This is a genomic window from Alkalihalophilus pseudofirmus OF4 (genome assembly GCF_000005825.2).
GTDB classification, from domain to species: Bacteria; Bacillota; Bacilli; order Bacillales; family Bacillaceae_D; genus Alkalihalophilus; species Alkalihalophilus pseudofirmus.
In genome coordinates, this window is the sequence record NC_013791.2 from 3,696,442 (window position 1) to 3,714,603 (window position 18,162).

15 protein-coding genes and 1 pseudogene are annotated in these 18,162 nt (G+C 42.0%); 5 read left to right on the forward strand and 11 right to left on the reverse strand.

Features of this window, described 5'->3' with window-relative positions; genetic code table 11:
• Positions 1 to 132: 132 nt before the first annotated feature.
• Positions 133 to 2,250 carry a transglycosylase domain-containing protein gene (locus tag BPOF4_RS18385; protein WP_012960757.1) on the forward strand — a complete coding sequence of 706 codons (2,118 nt, stop codon included), beginning with the start codon at positions 133 to 135 and terminating at the stop codon, positions 2,248 to 2,250.
• 374 nt (positions 2,251 to 2,624) lie between these two features.
• On the opposite strand, the pseudogene nhaC reads toward BPOF4_RS18385, so the two are convergent.
• The 3 genes and pseudogenes from nhaC to BPOF4_RS18400 form a co-directional block, all read right to left on the reverse strand.
• Positions 2,625 to 4,062 (reverse strand): annotated as a pseudogene (gene nhaC, locus BPOF4_RS18390) (Na+/H+ antiporter NhaC).
• 233 nt (positions 4,063 to 4,295) lie between these two features.
• Positions 4,296 to 5,018 carry a hypothetical protein gene (locus BPOF4_RS18395; RefSeq protein ID WP_012960760.1) on the reverse strand — a complete coding sequence of 241 codons (723 nt, stop codon included), beginning with the start codon at positions 5,016 to 5,018 and terminating at the stop codon, positions 4,296 to 4,298.
• Positions 5,019 to 5,081: 63 nt separating this feature from the next.
• On the reverse strand, positions 5,082 to 6,350 hold the full coding sequence (locus tag BPOF4_RS18400; protein ID WP_012960761.1) for a Glu/Leu/Phe/Val family dehydrogenase: 1,269 nt from the start codon (positions 6,348 to 6,350) through the stop codon (positions 5,082 to 5,084).
• 268 nt (positions 6,351 to 6,618) lie between these two features.
• On the opposite strand from BPOF4_RS18400, the gene BPOF4_RS18405 reads away from it, so the two are divergent.
• The gene (locus tag BPOF4_RS18405; RefSeq protein ID WP_012960762.1) at positions 6,619 to 8,022 is read left to right on the forward strand and encodes a sigma-54 interaction domain-containing protein; all 1,404 of its coding nucleotides are present in this window, start codon (positions 6,619 to 6,621) and stop codon (positions 8,020 to 8,022) included.
• Positions 8,023 to 8,777: 755 nt separating this feature from the next.
• Here BPOF4_RS18405 and BPOF4_RS18410 read toward each other — a convergent pair.
• The 3 genes from BPOF4_RS18410 to BPOF4_RS18420 all read right to left on the reverse strand — a co-directional run bounded on the left by BPOF4_RS18410 (position 8,778) and on the right by BPOF4_RS18420 (position 10,877).
• On the reverse strand, positions 8,778 to 9,197 hold the full coding sequence (locus BPOF4_RS18410; protein WP_012960763.1) for a pyridoxamine 5'-phosphate oxidase family protein: 420 nt from the start codon (positions 9,195 to 9,197) through the stop codon (positions 8,778 to 8,780).
• Positions 9,198 to 9,288: 91 nt separating this feature from the next.
• Entirely contained in the window at positions 9,289 to 10,107 is an 819-nt protein-coding gene (locus BPOF4_RS18415; protein ID WP_012960764.1) for a GNAT family N-acetyltransferase, read from the reverse strand.
• Between the two features lie 236 nt (positions 10,108 to 10,343).
• Positions 10,344 to 10,877, reverse strand: coding sequence for a YwhD family protein (locus tag BPOF4_RS18420; RefSeq protein WP_012960765.1), 534 nt, complete (start codon positions 10,875 to 10,877; stop codon positions 10,344 to 10,346).
• A 99-nt stretch (positions 10,878 to 10,976) separates the two neighbouring features.
• Here BPOF4_RS18420 and BPOF4_RS18425 point away from each other — a divergent pair, with 99 nt between their 5' ends.
• Entirely contained in the window at positions 10,977 to 11,213 is a 237-nt protein-coding gene (locus BPOF4_RS18425; protein WP_148229546.1) for a 2-hydroxymuconate tautomerase, read from the forward strand.
• An 80-nt stretch (positions 11,214 to 11,293) separates the two neighbouring features.
• Here the strand turns inward: BPOF4_RS18425 and BPOF4_RS18430 are convergent, their stop codons facing one another.
• The 4 genes from BPOF4_RS18430 to BPOF4_RS18445 all read right to left on the reverse strand — a co-directional run bounded on the left by BPOF4_RS18430 (position 11,294) and on the right by BPOF4_RS18445 (position 15,028).
• Complete coding sequence (locus BPOF4_RS18430) at positions 11,294 to 11,800, reverse strand: YwgA family protein (RefSeq protein WP_012960767.1); 507 nt, start codon at positions 11,798 to 11,800, stop codon at positions 11,294 to 11,296.
• 14 nt (positions 11,801 to 11,814) lie between these two features.
• Complete coding sequence (locus BPOF4_RS18435) at positions 11,815 to 13,113, reverse strand: HD domain-containing protein (protein ID WP_012960768.1); 1,299 nt, start codon at positions 13,111 to 13,113, stop codon at positions 11,815 to 11,817.
• A gap of 227 nt (positions 13,114 to 13,340) precedes the next feature.
• Positions 13,341 to 14,582 carry a dicarboxylate/amino acid:cation symporter gene (locus tag BPOF4_RS18440; RefSeq protein WP_012960769.1) on the reverse strand — a complete coding sequence of 414 codons (1,242 nt, stop codon included), beginning with the start codon at positions 14,580 to 14,582 and terminating at the stop codon, positions 13,341 to 13,343.
• Positions 14,583 to 14,803: 221 nt separating this feature from the next.
• A complete protein-coding gene (locus tag BPOF4_RS18445; protein WP_012960770.1) occupies positions 14,804 to 15,028 on the reverse strand; it encodes a YuzB family protein in 225 nt (74 codons plus the stop codon).
• A 193-nt stretch (positions 15,029 to 15,221) separates the two neighbouring features.
• On the opposite strand from BPOF4_RS18445, the gene lipL reads away from it, so the two are divergent.
• Complete coding sequence (gene lipL, locus BPOF4_RS18450) at positions 15,222 to 16,079, forward strand: octanoyl-[GcvH]:protein N-octanoyltransferase (RefSeq protein WP_148229547.1); 858 nt, start codon at positions 15,222 to 15,224, stop codon at positions 16,077 to 16,079.
• Positions 16,080 to 16,166: 87 nt separating this feature from the next.
• Positions 16,167 to 16,829, forward strand: a complete 663-nt coding sequence (locus BPOF4_RS18455) for a type 1 glutamine amidotransferase domain-containing protein (protein ID WP_012960772.1) — start codon at positions 16,167 to 16,169, stop codon at positions 16,827 to 16,829.
• A gap of 152 nt (positions 16,830 to 16,981) precedes the next feature.
• Here the strand turns inward: BPOF4_RS18455 and pta are convergent, their stop codons facing one another.
• Entirely contained in the window at positions 16,982 to 17,980 is a 999-nt protein-coding gene (gene pta, locus BPOF4_RS18460; protein WP_012960773.1) for a phosphate acetyltransferase, read from the reverse strand.
• Positions 17,981 to 18,162: the final 182 nt, after the last annotated feature.

Genomic DNA, 18,162 nt, shown 5'->3' on the forward strand with positions numbered 1-18,162 from the left:
CAATCAAAAAAGCAAGCAAAATTTACCCCCCTCCTAACCCCCCATGTTTAAAACGATTTAAAAGAGCCGAAGATGGTAAAAAACGCACATTTGCGCGCTATTTTAAATCTGGATTTTAATGAGGTGACCGAGATGGAAGTCATCATGAATAGAAGAAATAAAAGACGAAGAAGTCTGCTGCGTCTCTTTTTCAGACTCTTCCTTTTAGGGCTCGTCCTGGCACTTGGCGGAGCAGTGGCGTTAATGTCTTATGCAAAAATGCAAGGGCCGCCTCCGTTAAGCGTAGCTCAAACCACAGAATATCTAGCTGTTGATGACCGTACAATTGGTGAAAGCCACCGCGGACAGAACCGTTACTTTGTTCCGTTTAACGAGATCTCACCGTATGTCGTTGATGCGACATTAGCGATTGAAGATCGGAAATTTTACGATCACCTTGGGTTTGACCCGACAAGGATCGGCGGGGCGATTGTCGCAAATCTTCGTTCAGGCTCGCGCTCACAAGGAGCAAGTACGATTACTCAGCAGTACGCACGTAATTTATATTTATCTCATGATAAAACATGGGTTAGAAAATGGAATGAACTGATTTACTCCCTTCGTCTTGAGATGAACTATGAAAAAGAACAAATTTTAGAAGGCTATCTTAATACGATTTATTACGGACACGGAGCGTACGGGATTGAAGCCGCTTCTCACTATTTTTTTGATAAAGATTCAAAAGATCTTACTTTAGCTGAAGCTAGTATGCTTGCAGGGATTCCAAAAGGACCAAGCTATTATTCGCCAAACTTTGACGAACCCCGCGCTAAGGCAAGACAGGAACTTATTTTAGATGCGATGGTTGAAGTCGGCAGCGTGAGCCGCGCAGAGGCGGAAGACGCAAAGGACGAGCACCTCGCTTACAAAAATAAAGAATTGGTAAGCGGGCTGCAGATCGGACCGTACTTCCAGGATATCGTTGAAGCACAGTTAATAGAAGAAGCTGGGATTGAACCTGCTAGAATTGAGGCTGGAGGATTAAAAGTGTATACGACACTTGATGCCGACATGCAGGAAAAAGCGGAGAAGTGGGTTGCACGTGAGATGCCGCCCGTTCCTGCAGCTGCCCAAAACAAGGCTCTGACTGATGCTGAGAGGGCCACCATGATTCTACAAACATCTCTTGTCGCAATTGATCCTCGGAACGGTGATGTACGAGCGTTAGTAGGAGGACGAGATTATTCTGAGAGTCCTTATAATCGTGCTACGCATGCTCACCGTCAGGCTGGTTCGACATTTAAGCCATTTCTCTACTATGCAGCACTTGAGAACGGTTCGACACCTGCATCAACATTATTAAGTGAACCAACGCAGTTTCAAATTGATGAAGGACGCGCGATTTACTCTCCTAGTAATTTCGGCAATAATTACGCGAATGACTTCATTACACTACTGCAGGCGATTGCCTTCTCTGATAACATTTATGCTGTAAAAAGTCTGCTTGTCCTTGGAACAGAGAAACTAATAGATGTCGCTGAACGTGTGGGCATTATCAGCCCGCTGCCTGAGACAGCATCACTCGCCTTAGGTTCTGCCGATGTCACATTACTTGAAATGGTCAATGGCTACAGTCCTTTTGCAAATGGAGGACAAAAGGTAAAGCCGCGCTTTATCCGCAAAGTTGTCGACTTAAATGGACGTGTGCTCTATGAGAGTGAACCAGAAAAAGAACAAGTGCTGGATCCTAAGCTTGCTTTTATTATGACCGATCTTATGACAGGCATGTTTGACCCAAGTTTAAACGCTCATGCAGGAGTCACAGGCGGGTCCGTAGCACATCTTGTTAACAGACCGGTAGCTGGAAAAAGCGGATCTACTCCTCAGGACAGCTGGATGATCGGCTATACGCCGCAGCTTGTGACCGGCGTGTGGGTAGGCTACGATAAAGCAACACCGATTGATCAGCGGACGGAAGGCCAAATTTCTAAGAAAATTTGGGCTAACTTTACAGAAGATGCGCTCAAAAACGAGTTGAAGCTGCCATTTCAAAAACCTCGCGGGGTCGTTGCTGTTGAGATGAATCCGCAAAGCGGCTACCTGGCAAGTGAAACATGTCCAAAAAGCCGAACGACGTATTTTATCGCTGGAACAGAACCAACAAAAACCTGCCCGGAAACAGCGAATGCGGACGGTACGGATGTAATTGATGAAGAAGCACATGAAGAAGAACGTTTGATAGATAAATTTTTTAAATGGTTTGGTCATTGATATGTAACAACCATTAAAGATTTGGAATATGTATGCCGCTCCTGAACTTTACTACGCTTTTCACGGGGAGCTAGTGAGCTTCCTCGGGCAACGCCCTGTGGGATCTCACTTTTACTCTAGGCCCCGTAGAAGTCTCCGTATAGTTCATCCGCTACATTATTGCTTAGTTGAGGTATTTAGTGGGATGATTTAGTTATGGTTCAGTTCAATTCAAAATATAATTATTTTCTCCCACCTTTTCTTCTTCTAAGGTTACTGATTAAGGGGTGGAGCTACTTAACCTCATTCATTCTCGCTTCGTTGATTGCAGTGGTGGTTACAAGCTATTATGCAAAACGAAAGAAGCTTAGGGGACATCCCCTAAGCTTCTTTATTTAGATCGCTTTTTGCTCACTCTCTTGTTCAGCTCGTTCCATTTGCAGAGCCTCTTCATCTGTCAAACGTGTAATGGTAAAGCCTGTCCACGCATAAATAATTGATAAAATCGGCACGACAAAGTTCAATACGGCATAAGGAGCATATTCAAACGGATGAACCGCAAGCGTCGCAAAAATAAAGATCGCACACGTATTCCAGGGAACGAAAACTGAGGTTAACGTCCCGCCGTCCTCTACTGCCCTTGATAGATTTTTCGGATGAAGCTTCTTCTCTTTAAAGCTTTGAACGTACATTCTACCTGGAAGAACGACAGAAATATACTGCTCAGCTGTCGTTACATTTGTAAAGAAAGCCGAAGAAACAGCCGTTGTCAGCAGTCCTTTTGACGTCTTAGCAAGCTTTAGAATTTGGTCCACCATCGCTTTTAACATCCCTGTATTCTCAAGCACCCCGCCAAAGGTCATCGCAACGATCGTAAGCGAGACGGTATACATCATCGCTTCAATGCCGCCCCGGTTAAACAGGCTGTCAATCATCTCATTACCTGATGCAATGCTAAAGCCGTCATTTAATGTATTAACCGCATCCCCAATTGAACCGCCTTGAATCAAAATATGCGAAAGAAATCCTAACATAACCCCGACTGTGAGCGCTGGCAAGGCCGGCACTTTCCTAGCAACAAGGAAAATAACAGCTGCAGGCACAAGTAACAGCCAAGGCGTAATTACAAAATTAGCCTGAAGGCTTGTCATCACCTCTGCCACATTGCTATCAATCACACCAGAGCCAGAAAATTGTCGCCCTAAATACCAATAAACTACTAAAAGCAATGACAAGTCCGGGAATGGTTGTAGCAAGCATGTGCTTAATATGTTCAAATAAATCAACACCAACAACCCCTGCTGCAAGGTTGGTTGAGTCAGATAACGGAGACATCTTGTCACCAAAGTATGCACCGGATATAATCGCTCCTGCAATCATCGGCGCAGGGATTCCCATGCTGATGCCAATTCCCATACCAGCAACCCCGATCGTTCCCATCGTTGACCATGAGCTTCCAATTGCTAAAGCAACAATGGCTGAGATAATCGTCATGGTCATTAAAAACACTTCTGGTGAAATGAGCATTAAGCCGTAATACACCATCGTCGCAATAATCCCGCCGCCAATCCATGCTCCAATAATGACACCAACAATAATGATGATGACGACAGCCGGCAGGGCAAGACGAATCCCTTTATAAATACTTGCTTCAACTTCTTTCCATGTATAGCCCGCCCGCCACGCTATGAAAGCGGATACAACAGTCCCTAGAATAAGCGGGATATGAGGTGCTCCTTCAAATACAACAATTGTAAAACTCATTGCAGTGATCATGATTATTAGCGGTATAACAGCCAAGCCAAACGAAATCGGTTTTCTCTCTTTTTCCATATGTACTCCCCCTGCTTCTTCATATCATGCATCATCAATTGCTGTGCAGCCTTCACTATTTAGAATTATCAAACTATTACTTGCAAGCTTCATGCCAATGCTAAAACATTCATTTAATCAGTACATTCACAAAAGAAAAGAGGGAGTAAGGCAAAAATCTTTTCTTTCCGAAAAAAATTTAACACGAATGCCCGCTCCTTCTTTTACACAAGCAAATTTGAGGTGCAAAAAATTTAGCTCTTGCTGTTCGATGCTTTCGGTTTAGCAAAGACTATTGACTGCTTGCTCTCTTGATCTATCCATTCAAGCCCGTAATACCCTTCATTTAGCAGTCTGCTTTGTTCGCCAATATCGGCTAAAGGTACGATCTTCTTAGTATTATGATCAACCATAATCTCGACTGATAATTGTTTTAATAAAATGTATCGCAGGTGCCCTGCATACTTTTCTTTCACTTTTACGATGAACATACCTTGAGCAAGTTTATCTTTCAAACTTGGAATATTAAATGGGTGAACCGTACAGCATACATACTCAAACTCTGATGTATTCTCTACCAACTCCCTCATCACTAAAACTGCAAGACGTTTTTGAAGTCCATTCCCTCGGTAATCAGGAAGGACAATCGAGATCTCCTGGTGGATAACTTTCATTTGCTCATTAGGCGATAACCCAAGGTCGCGGCCTAGATTTTCTTTGTCTTCTCCTGGAAACCATAATGCTCTAAAGGCTGTTAAGTACCCTTTTACGAACACTCCAAGCATCAACCCGTCCCCTTTTAAGATTAACGTGAACTCTTCCTCACTTAAAGGCTGCAGGCGCTCTTTGTTCTCCAGTGTATCAAGAACAACTTGCTGAACTTTTAAGACTTCATTCAAGTCTTCCATTGTTAACCTTCTAACTTGGTATACTTCTTTTGTCTGATCCTTTCGCTTGATTAGCTCGCCAGTATACATACGAATTTCTCCCCTTATGAAAAAAAGCCAAGCGAACACTTGGCTCATTTCCTTTTTCACTTCTTAAACCCATCCTCTAAACTTAGAAGCTTCCGCCATCTTTCTTACCCCTACCATATATGCAGCAAGTCGTGTATCAACTTGATGTCTTTGGGCTGTGTCTAGCACATTGTTAAATGCTTTAACCATTTTATCTTTTAATTTACCTAAAACTTCTTCTTCTGACCAGTAGTAACCGAGATTATTTTGTACCCATTCAAAATAGGAGACAGTCACTCCTCCAGAACTAGCAAGAACATCCGGTACGAGAAGAACTCCTCTTTTTGATAGAATTTCTGTTGCCTCGAGCGTTGTCGGACCGTTTGCTGTTTCTACGACAATCTTAGCTTTAATTGCACTCGCATTTTCTTCTGTAATTTGATTGGCGATCGCTGCTGGAACTAAAATATCACATTCCCGTTCAAGCAGCTCTTGGTTTGTAATTGTTCGCTTAAATAATGTCGTTACTGTACCAAAGGAATCTCGCTTAGAAAGTAAATACTCAATATCCAATCCATTCTCATCATAAAGAGCTCCATATGCATCGGAGATCCCTACTACAATCGCTCCTCTTTGATGAAGAATTTCCGCCAAGAAACCTCCTGCATTTCCAAAGCCTTGTATAATCACTTTTGCTCCTTCAAGATCAAGAGCATTTTTCTTTGCAGCTTCTTCTATACAAATCGTCACGCCCATAGCAGTGGCCGTTTCTCTTCCATGAGAACCGCCAAGGACCAACAGTTTTCCTGTAATAAATCCAGGGGAATCAAATTCACGGATACGGCTGTATTCATCCATCATCCATGCCATAATTTGTGAGTTTGTAAAAACATCTGGCGCTGGGATATCTTTCGTTGGTCCGACAACCTGGCTGATTGCTCGAACATATCCCCGAGATAATCTTTCAAGCTCAGGAAACGACATAGTACGCGGATCACAAACAATGCCCCCTTTTCCTCCCCCGTAGGGAACATCAACAATTCCGCACTTTAAGCTCATCCAAATGGATAAAGCCTTCACTTCATTTTCTGTCACTTCCGGATGAAAGCGTACGCCGCCTTTTGTAGGCCCTACCGCATCATTATGTTGAGAGCGGTACCCTGTGAACACTTTAACTTCACCATTATCTAGCTTAATTGGTATGCGTACGGTAAGCATACGCTGCGGCTCCTTGAGCAATTCAAACATGTCCTCAACATAACCTAGATTAGACAATGCTTGATCAACGACCTGCTGTGTTGAAGCTAATACATCTTTCTTTACAACCCTTGCTGCCGACTCCACTTTACCCAATCATCTCACCCCACCAATATATTAAAAATACTTTATTGCAACTCTAGTTGAATTCCTCTTACTTACCTCATTGCAATCATCATGCCAACTCTATTACTCGAAACAAATACCTACTCCCCCCTGTTTAATTGAAAAAATAGTGAAAAAACTTCCTTAAGAGCGACAAATAATTTTTCGTTTTATATCGAAAATTGAAAATTTAATTTGCTGAATACACTCTTTTTCGCTTAAGATATAAAAAAACGAATTTTTCCACGAGGTGAGCGTGTTGGAACAATACGAGCAAATAAGAAGGCAGCTAACCATTTATGAAACATTAATCAATGAAATCGATGCCGGAATTCATGTCATTGATGAATACGGAAAAACAATTATATACAATGACAAAATGATGGAGATAGAATCACTTTCGAGAGAAGACGTACTTAATAAAGACTTTTTAGATATCTTCAAATTTAAAGACAAGCAAGGAAGCACCCTGCTTGAGGCGCTGCACCATCAAAAAGTATCTGCCCAAAAAAAGCAAACCTATTTCACTAAAGGCGGCAAAGAGATTACGACCATGAATAGAACGTTTCCAATCTATGACGGAGAAAACATAATTGGAGCGATGGAAGTGGCAAAGGATGTAACTAAACTTGAACAGTTGATCAGAAGAAATATGGAGCAAAAGGGAAATACACGCTACACCTTTGACAGCATTATAGGCGGGAGTCAGGCTATAAGTGAGGTGATCGAACATACAAAACGAGCGACAAGAACTCCTTCTTCCGTTCTGATCGTCGGTGAAACGGGAACAGGAAAGGAGCTGTTTGCTCAAAGCATTCATAACGGCAGTGACCGTACGCAAAGACCGTTTATTTCTCAAAACTGTGCAGCCATGCCTGATACGCTGATTGAGAGCATATTATTTGGCACGAGTAAGGGAGCATTTACAGGAGCGACAGAAAAGATCGGTCTGTTTGAACAGGCTGAGGGCGGGACATTGCTTCTAGATGAGATCAACTCCCTTAGCCCTACCCTTCAAGCTAAGCTGCTGCGCGCTATTCAAGAGAAGTCAATAAGAAGAATCGGCGATACGATTGATCGGAAAGTAGATGTACGGATCATATCTACAATCAACGAGGATCCGATTGAAGCCATTGCTGAGAATCGTCTTCGTAAAGATTTATTTTACCGACTTAGCGTGGTTTCCCTCTTTATTCCAGCCTTAAAAGAGCGGAAAGAAGACATTCCATTACTCGTTGAATCTTTTATCGGGAAATATAACCAGCTATTTCGAATGGACGTTTTAGGAGTGACAGAGGAGGTTCACGAGATTTTTCGACAATATGACTGGCCTGGAAATGTCCGAGAGCTTGAACATATCATTGAAGGGGCGATGAATTTAGTTATTGACGAAGAATGGATCGATGTTAGCCACCTGCCTTACAGTCTTAAAAATAAAACACACCTTCTTAAGCAAACGGTGACAGCACCTGTTCGAGAAATTGAAAATTTCAACGATCAGGCCGAGCCTCGCATTTTAAAAGATTACTTACATGAAGCGGAGAGATACTACATTAATAAAGCGTTAGAAAAGCATAAATACCATAAAACTAATGCGGCAACTGAACTCGGACTTAGCCGGCAAACCTTGCAATACCGGATGAAGCGTTTAAATATTGAGTAACTGAAAGAGGCTGAGACAAAAGGATGTTAAAGTTATTTTACATAAAGTTCCTCAAACAAGGGTTATAGCATAGGCGTCGCTGAAATATGCTTCGCTAGGGTTACTCCTTCTTTCTTGTGGAAATGTAGTGGAATGATGTAGTTATAGATTCAAAACATAAAGTGCCTCAAACATCGGTTATAGCATATTCACCGCTCCTGAAATAAGCTTCGCTTTTCGTGGGGAGCCAGTGAGCTTCCTCGGGCTAAGCCCTGTGGGATCTCACTCCTGCTCTAAGCCCCACAGTCTCCACATATTTCATCCGCTACATTATTGCTTAGTTGAGGTATTTAGTGGGATGATTTAGTTAGGGTTCAGATCATTTCAATTTAACATTGCTGTTATCCATCGCCTCATTTGATCAGGTGTCAGAACAGCTGCTTACGATGAGGGAGCAACTAAACTTCATTCTCGCACCGTTGATTGAAGCGGAAGGGACTCGACTCCTGCGGGATGTGCGTGGCCAAGGAAGACCCCACAGGAGCGTAGCGACGAGGAGGCTTCCGAACCGCCCGCGGAAAGCGAGTCCCTGCAGCGTAGATCAACAACTGCAGCAGGGGAGACTTTTTCAATCTGTATTGCTCCAATAGGCCCGCACAGGAGCAAAGCGATGAGCAAGCTCCCGGACCGCCTGCGGAAAGCGGGTCCCTTTAGCGTAGAACAACACTAATGTGTAAGGCAAAAAACACCGCCTCTAATTAGAAGCGGTGTCTATTTTATAGCTCTAATATTTGCGGCTCTTCGCCAGCATTCATTAATCTGATCATAGAAGGCTTGATCTCTAATACAATATAAGACGGATCCTCTGGCCCATCAAACCATCTGCTGAAAGAGTCACTCCATATTTTCTTCTTCAGCTCAGAAGAGTCACGAATCACAGCTGTTCCTTCTACTTCCACATACTTATCTCCTAGCCCTTCTCCTTCATACCCTAAAAGAATATGCACATTCGGGTTTTCCTCAATTTCTTCCGCTTTATGAGTATCTTTGTCTGTCGGTGTAAAAAGGGTAAAGTCTTCGTTAAAGAATGACATATAACGCGAGTGTGGCTTATTATTTTTGACAGTCGCTAACGTACCAACCTTTTGGTTTTTCAACACATCGAGAACTTTGTCTTTTAACTCTTGTTCATTCATTCTATACATCCCCTTTAAATAGATTGTACAAGTAGTATTCCTTTCCTGCTGGCTACTTAAACACCTATTTAGTATGGGACAGGAACTCTTTCTATTCTTTAAACAGAAAATAATCCTGTGTGCCAGTCTCAATGAACCCAACAGACGTATACAGCTTCAGGGCACGTGGATTTTCAAGTGCCACCTCAAGATGAATATCGCGCCCTTTAGCACGTTCCCGTTCCACTACTTGCTGCAGCACGCTTCTGCCAATGCCTCTCCCTTGCATAGCTGGTGTCACGACAAAGCCATAAATCCAAGACTCATTACGTTCATCGACTATACGGAGTTTACCAGCCTTAACTTCACCCGCATAAATAATGTAGGTCCCCTCTTCAACGCCTGACTTATACATCGAACCCGCTTCTGCCTCGCTCATGTCAAAACCTAGAGCGTCCAATTTTATAATATAAGCTAGGTCCGTATCACTTGCTTCGGATAGAGCCACCTCACCCGTTGCTGATTTCATCTTGTTAGGATGCCATTTCATTTGGTGTTCAGAAAACGAGTAAGCTGTCGGCAGGCTCTTAGCAAAGCTTTGTCCGGACACGGATTTGGCTGGAGCGTTTACTAAAACATGATTTATTCCAGCAGCCTTTAATTGAGCCACCGCTTCTAAGATGAGCCTTGTAGCATGGCCTTTTCTACGTTCTATTGGTTTGACCATGCCGCATACTTCCGCTTTGTTCCCGAAACGATAAGTCCCGACAAAAGCAATCAGCTCATCCTTGTCGTAATAAACAAAATCGTGCTGCTCATCCCCCTCTCTTTTTTGGAGCATATCCCAATTTAACTTCAAATTAATCTCATCATGTTTCTCCACTTCTTCTTGCAATAATTTAATATCATGTAATGTTTTTTGCCCGAGCATCTTTTGTCCTCCAACGTATGTAATCCTTATTTCATTCGCTATAAGTTGAAGGAATCCTCTAGGAGAAAATGAAAAAGCACGAAGGCAAATTGCCTCCGTGCTTTTTCGTGTCCTAGTATAAATGTGTCTTTATACTACCTCAAGTTTACTCCCTCTTTCCAAAAAGCTCAAGTGGGCAGTTCAGTGTTCAAAAATCGTTCATACTTCATCTAAATTTACTATTTACAAGGAAGATATTATACTTCTCCGCTTAACAGCGCCTCATGGAGTTCTTTTTCAGAGTGATTCCACATTGCTTCATTATGTGATTTCAAGAAATCAGCGAGAATCTTTTTGGATTTTTGATCCATATCATCGACAAGAATTTTACCCTTTAATGACTTATCCATTTTATTTACATGTTCCGGCAGACTCTTATATCCGCGACGGATTTCTGTATCCACTGTCATCTCACAGCCCGCTACTCCTGCATAATACGGCTTGCTGTCTTTATATTGAATTGTTACCCACACAAGCCAGTACAGTTTCCCATTTGGCACTTTTTCTTTATCAGGGAGAAATTTGATTCGTTTTTCTACTGCCGAACGAGCGTGAAGTGCGCCCATATCTACAAAAGCTTCACCTTCAGCAGGATCAACGAAAATTGGCGAAACATTGTCCAAATTCATGACCCCAGCCCCGTATCCACCATGACCAGAAGTAGAGTCTCCGCTTAAAATATTAAATCCGCCCGTTTTCTTTTTGAGATTGTCATTATTTAATAAATCCATTACCCAACATCCTTTCGTAGAAAAATCCTACTTTTGCTGCGTTCATTATTCTACCCTCATTATACACAATCCTCGTTTGTTCGGAAAATGTTTGCTAAAATGAATGTATCTACACATTACAAGTATGTATACATAAAAGGAGCGAATCATATGCCAATCGTAACCGTACAATTACTTGAGGGACGTACTGATGACCAAAAACGTGCCCTAGTCGAGAAAGTCACTGACGCTGTTTCTGAAACGACAGGAGCGCCTGCTGAGCGAATCTCTGTCATTATCGATGAGATGAAGCCAACGAATTTTGCTGTTAACGGCAAGCGTCTTTCCGATCAATAATAAAAAGGTCTGAATCACCTGTTGATAAGGTGTTCAGACTTTTTTTCTATCGTACATTTCCTGCTGCCTGGCTGATTATGCTATTGCTTTATGACCTTTTTTAGCCCTTGGATATACGTATAAGCTTGCTCAAAATCTTCATCTGTGTAATTTTGCTTACGTTTTAACGTTTGAACCTTTTCTTTTACTTCCTCACGTGTTAACTCATCAAAATACAGTAAGGTAGAAACCAGTTCTAGAAAACGTGCACTTTGCTCGTTTAAACTTTCAAATACTGGTTTCACATCCGGCAAGTCAAATTGATACATACTCAGAAACTTCTCCCCGCGCGAAGACAGGGCATAACGGTATTGATAATAATTACCTTTGTCTTCTTTTGTTTCGGCAACAAAGCCAAGGTTGCAAAGCTCCTCCATTCGAAGAGAAAGCTCCTCTGAATAGGGTCCGAACATATGAAATTTATAACGTTCTGAGAATGGGATGTTCATCTTCTTTGCAATATAAATAATCTTTTGCAGCTTTTTCCGTCCGACTACTTCACCAGCTTGCAAAAAGACCGCCATGACTTTCGCGTGGTCTTGTAACAACCGTCACGCCCCCCTTATTTCTTTAAAATCCTAAGAATCCGCTCTTTTACTTCTTTATGTTCACGCACGTCCTCTAAGCAGTCGAGCGGAAAATACAATTTATGATCCGTTCGTTTTTTGCCGGAAATGGCTTCGACTACATCTGACTCCCGAGAAAGCTCACGGATCTTTCCATTTGGCAAAACGAGATGGATCGGCAGTCTCTCCTCTTCTTCTCCAGGACGATAGAAGTCATATGGAAGGTCAGAGGAGGAATCAACAACTAAATAATATTCCGGGTTAAGATCTGCTTTTCTAAACAGCTCTTGCAGTTCCGGCCAATCATTCATCCGTTGATTAGGATCGAATTCGACATATTTGAACAGACGTCTATTTAGGAATCTTACACAAAGATCACGTAAAATGCGATCCTCTTCTTCCTGCCAAATTTGAAAATAATAAAGGGTTATCGCCTCATCTAATCGTAAATAATCGTCCAAGCTCCCTTTTCCATGAAAGAAAGAATAAAAATGTTCAGGCTTCTGCTTAAACTCGTAGCCACTGAGATGAAGCTCCTTCGCACGCTTAAAAATTTTACTCAAAATTACTTCCGCACTGCGAGTAACCGGGTGAAAATACACTTGCCAATACATTTGGTAACGACTCATAATATAGTCTTCTACCGCATGCATCCCGCTTTGTTTGATCACCACCTGATCTTCCATTGGACGCATGACCCTAAGGATTCGCTCCATATCAAAATGACCGTAGCTGACACCTGTATAATACGCATCCCTCTGCAAATAATCCATCCGATCGGCATCAATCTGGCTGGAGATGATACTCGTAATTAGCTTGTTTGAGTATGTTTTTTCGATGACATCGGCCACAGCTTGCGGAAAATCAGCACTAACATTTGTGAGCACTTCATTAATTTCAGTATCGCCTAAAATAATTTCTCGCGTCCATTCTTCATGATCCATGTCAAAGACCTTTTCAAAGGAGTGTGAAAAAGGGCCGTGGCCTACATCATGAAGGAGTGCGGCTGACAGCGTTAAGAGACGGTCTTCGTCTTTCCAATGTGGCCGTCCATGAAATACCTCTAGAATCCTTCTTGTAATCTCATATACACCCAGAGAATGATTAAACCGTGTGTGCTCAGCCCCGTGAAACGTCACATAAGTCGTTCCTAACTGGCGAATTCTTCTAAGCCTTTGAAATTCTTTCGTGCCAATTAAAGCCCAAATCAATTCATCTCGCACATGGATGTAGCGATGTACAGGGTCTTTGAACACTTTTTCCTCTTCAAGCTGTCCGTAGTATGGTGTCGTCATGGTTTGAACCTCTCCCAATCACTCATGTATAGTGCCTCTATTATAACGAAAGAACTATGCAATGTCTCTTCTCTAGAGAGGATTTACACCAATTTAACAGAAGCACAAGGGGACTTAACCCTTTTTCTAAATCCTTATCCAATACCCTTATTTTCATGTTTAAAACACCAAAAAAGTACGCAGCATCGGGCCGCGTATTTTTTTTGATTAATCTCTTTGTACCTATGTTATGCTTCCACACTAGACTCTTTTTGAACAGTCTGATGCTTTTGTTCTGTACGATCAACAACAACCGCACAAGAAGCATCACCTGTAATATTTACTGCTGTTCGCAGCATATCAAGGATACGGTCAACAGCTAATACAAGCGCAATACCTTCAACAGGAAGGCCGACAGATGTTAATACCATCGCAAGCATGATCATACCTACACCAGGCACACCAGCCGTACCGATACTTGCAAGTGTTGCCGTAAGAACAACTGTTAACAAGTCACCCATTGACAGCTGCACCGCATACACCTGAGCAATAAACACAGTCGCCACAGCTTGCATAATAGCTGTACCATCCATGTTAATTGTCGCTCCAAGCGGCTGAACGAAACTTGAAACAGGCTTAGATACTCCTAACTTCTCCTGGGCTGTTTTCATCGAAATAGGGAGAGTTGCGCTACTACTTGATGTACTAAAAGCAACTGTCATTGCAGGGAAGAAGTTTTTAAAGAATTGAATAGGGCTTTGTTTTCCTAGTAAGGCTACAAATCCACCATACGTAATAATTGAGTGAATAACCAAACCTAGTATAACAGCTAACATATACATAACCATAGAAGCCAGCACATCAAAGCCTTGCTTACCTAAAGCAGACGCAATCAACGCAAAAGCACCGTATGGAGCCAGTTTCATTGCAAGAGTAACTAGGTACATCATAATTTCATTACCCTGCTCCATTAACTTCATCACACCACGCGTCTTATCACCAAGACTTGCCATTGCAATACCAACCAACAATGCAAAAGCAATGATTTGAAGCATTTCACCTGAAGCAAGCGCTTCGATAGGGTTTGAAGGAATAATATTTAATAATGTATCCATAACAGGAGGTGGTTCTTCTGCTGAAAATTCCTCACCAGCTTCTCCCATCAATCCTGGGTCACCAGGCTGGATAATAAACGCGACTGATAAACCGATCACAAGAGCAATCGTAGTAGTTAATAAATAATAGCCGACAGTCTTACCACCAATCCGACCTAGCTTTTTAGGATCTCCCATTCCCGCTGTACCGAGAACAATCGAGAAAAATACAAGCGGCACAACGAGCATTGTAATTAATTTAAGAAAAAGCTGCCCGAGTGGTGTTAAGAAATATGCATCTACTGTTACAAAAGCTTCTGGCGCCCATGCATTAAATGCAAGACCTACCCCCACACCCAAAATGAGGGCAATAATAATCTTTTTTGTTAAGCTCATAATAAACCATCTCCTCTCTCTTTGCTGCCAATCTATGATGTCACTTGCCTATTCTGTTGTTTTCTTACTATTGTCTTATTTTTGAGAATTTTTTTCTAAGCCCTAACCCTTTCCCTATTGTATCCGATTGCAAACCGATTTTTGAAGTGAAAGATTATGGGATTCGACAATTTTCGCCAAATTCCAAAAGAAATCCTGACTAAAAGAATAAGCCAGGATCATTATTTTTTCAACTTTTTCTCTACTTTATCAATAACTTGATCCTCATCAGGTGCTGCAACTGGGCGGTTATTTACGAATACAAAAGATTTTTTCCGGCCTGGTCCGCAGTAGGACTGGCAGCGGATATCAATCGATGCATCTGGATCGACTTTTTTCAAGCGAGGCACGAGCGTTTTAATATTCGTCGCTTGGCATTCATCACAAATGCGAAATTCATTAGCCATCTCCATTTTCCTTTCTATACTAATTATCTATTTTTATTCACTAAAGTTTTATGTGTAAGCAGGATGTCCAAAAAAGACACGGACTATCCACTAGTATATCACACTCTGAGGAGACAGCAATCATTAATAACTGATTTAACACCTATTTGATTTCTCATTATTCCTCTATCACATGCTATAATAACTGTTATTAATGCATGTTAAGGAGTCATTACCTATGAGCCAAAACCTACTGACTTTTACTAATAAATGGAGATTTATAGATCACTCGACATTGGGTCCTGCCTTTGATGCCCTTCAATCCTTTGCCTATGATGACACAATCTGTAAAACGGCCGGTGAGGACGGGATGTCTACGCTCAGAAGCTGGGTTCATCATCAAACGGTTGTGCTCGGTACTCAAGACAGCCGCCTGCCGCATATTGAAGACGGGATTACTTATTTAAAAGAACAAGGCTATCATGTGATCGTCCGAAATTCAGGCGGCTTAGCCGTAGTGCTTGATAAAGGTGTCTTGAACCTTTCTCTTATTATGAAAGAAGACAAGAAAATCTCGATTGATGCCGGATACGAAATGATGTTTGAACTGATTAAAGATGTGTTTAAGCCATACGGCAAGGAAATCGAAGCATATGAAATCGTCGGCTCCTACTGTCCAGGCAGCTTTGATCTAAGCATAGGCGGCAAGAAATTTGCCGGTATATCGCAACGCAGAATCCGCGGCGGAGTAGCTGTACAAATATATTTATGTATTACCGGAAGCGGAGCGAAGCGCGCAGAAATGATTCGCGAATTTTATCGCCATGCCGTTCAAGGCTCGTCGGCAAAATTTGATTACCCAAAGATTGAGCCAGAAACGATGGCCTCTTTATCTGAACTCCTCAATACCTCACTTACGGTCTCAGAGGTCATGATGAAAACATTGCAGTCCATGCAGCGCATGGGTGCAGTGCTTTCAATGGATGGATTTACAGGTGAAGAGATGGATTTGTATGAGAAAAATATGGTCCGTGTAACCCAGCGTAACAACCGATGTCTACATATAGAGTAGGCATCGGTTGTTTTTTCGTCTACGTTTTAATTTGCTTATTACGGGAAAAGTATTGTTGTAGTGTTTTTGATGAAGGAGGAATAATCGATGTCTAAAAAAGTACTGATGGTTGTAACGAACCATACGACAATATCAAACGGTCAAAAAACAGGATTATGGTTAGAGGAGTTTGCTGTGCCTTATAACCTTTTTAAAGAAAAAGGCTATGACGTTGAAGTAACAAGCATTCGCGGCGGTGATGTCCCTCTTGATCCGAACAGCTTAGAAGACGCAGATAAGCCGGAATGGAAAAAGGCAAAAGATATTCTGCGTGAGACGAAAAAGCTTTCCGTTGATCATGCTAATGGAGCCGACGCGATTTTCCTGCCTGGCGGTCACGGTACGATGTTTGACTTCCCGGATAATGAAACGCTGCAATCTGTGATTCAAACACTCGCTGAAGAGCAAAAAGTAATCGGTGCTGTCTGCCACGGGCCAAGCGGATTAGTAAATGTGACGTACAAAGACGGAACGCCGCTTGTTAACGGTAAAAAAGTAAATGGATTTACCGATGAAGAAGAAAAAGAAATGCAGCTTGAAGACCATATGCCGTTTATGTTAGAGGAAATGCTCCGTGAACGCGGCGGTGAATTTATAGCGGGTGACAAATGGACAGATTTCTCCATCCGCGACGGCAACCTTGTAACCGGCCAAAACCCAATGTCTAGTGAAAGCACTGCAAGAAAAGTGATTGAAGCATTAGAAGACTAATCATTGTTTAGCAGAAGCCAAGCGATATTCGCTTGGCTTTTTTACGTTTCAAAGAAATTAATTGATTATGCTTGCATTAGAACATCATAACAAAAAAGAACCCTAGGAGCTCCTAAGGTACTTTTCGTGATTACGCTTCAATTACGCTTCAATTATGCTTCAGTTGTCGCTTTTTGATTAATTGCTTGCATCGCTGTAATTAATGACAGCTTATAAACATCCGCTGCGTTACAGCCGCGGGATAGATCGTTTACCGGTTTGTTTAACCCTTGAAGGATTGGTCCGATTGCATCATATCCGCCAAGACGCTGCGCAATTTTGTATCCTAAGTTTCCTGACTCAAGACTTGGGAAAATAAATACATTTGCTTGGCCTTGAAGTGGTGAATCCGGTGCTTTCTTTTGTGCAACAGCTGGAACAAATGCTGCGTCAAATTGAAACTCCCCGTCAATCACTAAGTCTGGGCGTGACTCTTGTGCTAATTTAGTTGCTTCTGATACTTTCTTCGTTTCCATTGAAGATGCTGAACCTTTTGTAGAGAAGCTAAGCATTGCTACTTTAGGATCAAGGCCGAAAACTTTTGCTGTTTCAGCTGTAGCAATCGCAATTTCCGCCAACTCTTCGCTGTTTGGCGCAATATTGATGGCACAGTCACCAAATACAAATTTTTGTTCTTCTTTCACCATCACGAACACACCAGATGTACGTTTAATTCCTGGCTGTGTTTTGATAATTTGAAGTGCCGGACGAACCGTATCACCTGTTGAATGAGCCGCTCCGCTCACAAGTCCATCTGCTTTGCCCATGTAGACAAGCATTGTTCCGAAGTAGTTTACATCAACTAATTTTGTACGTGCGCTCTCTTCTGTTTCTTTCCCTTTACGACGTTCGACAAATGCTTCTACCATTGCATCCATTTCATCGTAATTATTCGGGTCAAGAATCTGAACGTTTTCACCTAAAACAATGCCTTGCTCGCTTGCTTTAGCTGTAATCTCTTCTTTATTTCCAACTAAGATTGGTTTAACGACTTGATCTGCTCCAAGCTGTGCTGCCGCTTCTAAAATACGCTCATCTGTCCCTTCAGGAAGTACGATCGTCGGCTGATGTTTCTCAACCTTTTCTGTAATTTCTTTAAATAAATCACTCATGATTTATTCCTCCTTCTTTGCATCCGTCACTTTGTCTATAGAACAAGAATACTCCTCTTATACCCAAAAAGGAACCGGTCAGCACAAGATAATTAAAGTAGAAATTTTTCAAAAAATCTCACGCATTTCAAGGGTTTAAGCCCTATTCCCATCCCTGCCTGAGGTGAAACGCTTTCAATTCT

Coding starts and splice junctions, on each gene's coding strand:
- lipL (WP_148229547.1), top strand. CDS start 15,222: ATGCATGTTAAGGAGTCATTACCTATGAGCCAAAACCTACTGACTTTT.
- BPOF4_RS18385 (WP_012960757.1), top strand. CDS start 133: ATGGAAGTCATCATGAATAGAAGAAATAAAAGACGAAGAAGTCTGCTG.
- BPOF4_RS18395 (WP_012960760.1), bottom strand. CDS start 5,018: ATGTATACTGGCGAGCTAATCAAGCGAAAGGATCAGACAAAAGAAGTA.
- BPOF4_RS18440 (WP_012960769.1), bottom strand. CDS start 14,582: ATGAGCTTAACAAAAAAGATTATTATTGCCCTCATTTTGGGTGTGGGG.
- BPOF4_RS18435 (WP_012960768.1), bottom strand. CDS start 13,113: ATGACGACACCATACTACGGACAGCTTGAAGAGGAAAAAGTGTTCAAA.
- BPOF4_RS18415 (WP_012960764.1), bottom strand. CDS start 10,107: ATGCTCGGGCAAAAAACATTACATGATATTAAATTATTGCAAGAAGAA.
- BPOF4_RS18410 (WP_012960763.1), bottom strand. CDS start 9,197: ATGAATGAACAAGAGTTAAAAGACAAAGTTCTCGATGTGTTGAAAAAC.
- BPOF4_RS18420 (WP_012960765.1), bottom strand. CDS start 10,877: ATGGATTTATTAAATAATGACAATCTCAAAAAGAAAACGGGCGGATTT.
- BPOF4_RS18425 (WP_148229546.1), top strand. CDS start 10,977: ATGAATGTATCTACACATTACAAGTATGTATACATAAAAGGAGCGAAT.
- pta (WP_012960773.1), bottom strand. CDS start 17,980: ATGAGTGATTTATTTAAAGAAATTACAGAAAAGGTTGAGAAACATCAG.
- BPOF4_RS18445 (WP_012960770.1), bottom strand. CDS start 15,028: ATGGCTAATGAATTTCGCATTTGTGATGAATGCCAAGCGACGAATATT.
- BPOF4_RS18455 (WP_012960772.1), top strand. CDS start 16,167: ATGTCTAAAAAAGTACTGATGGTTGTAACGAACCATACGACAATATCA.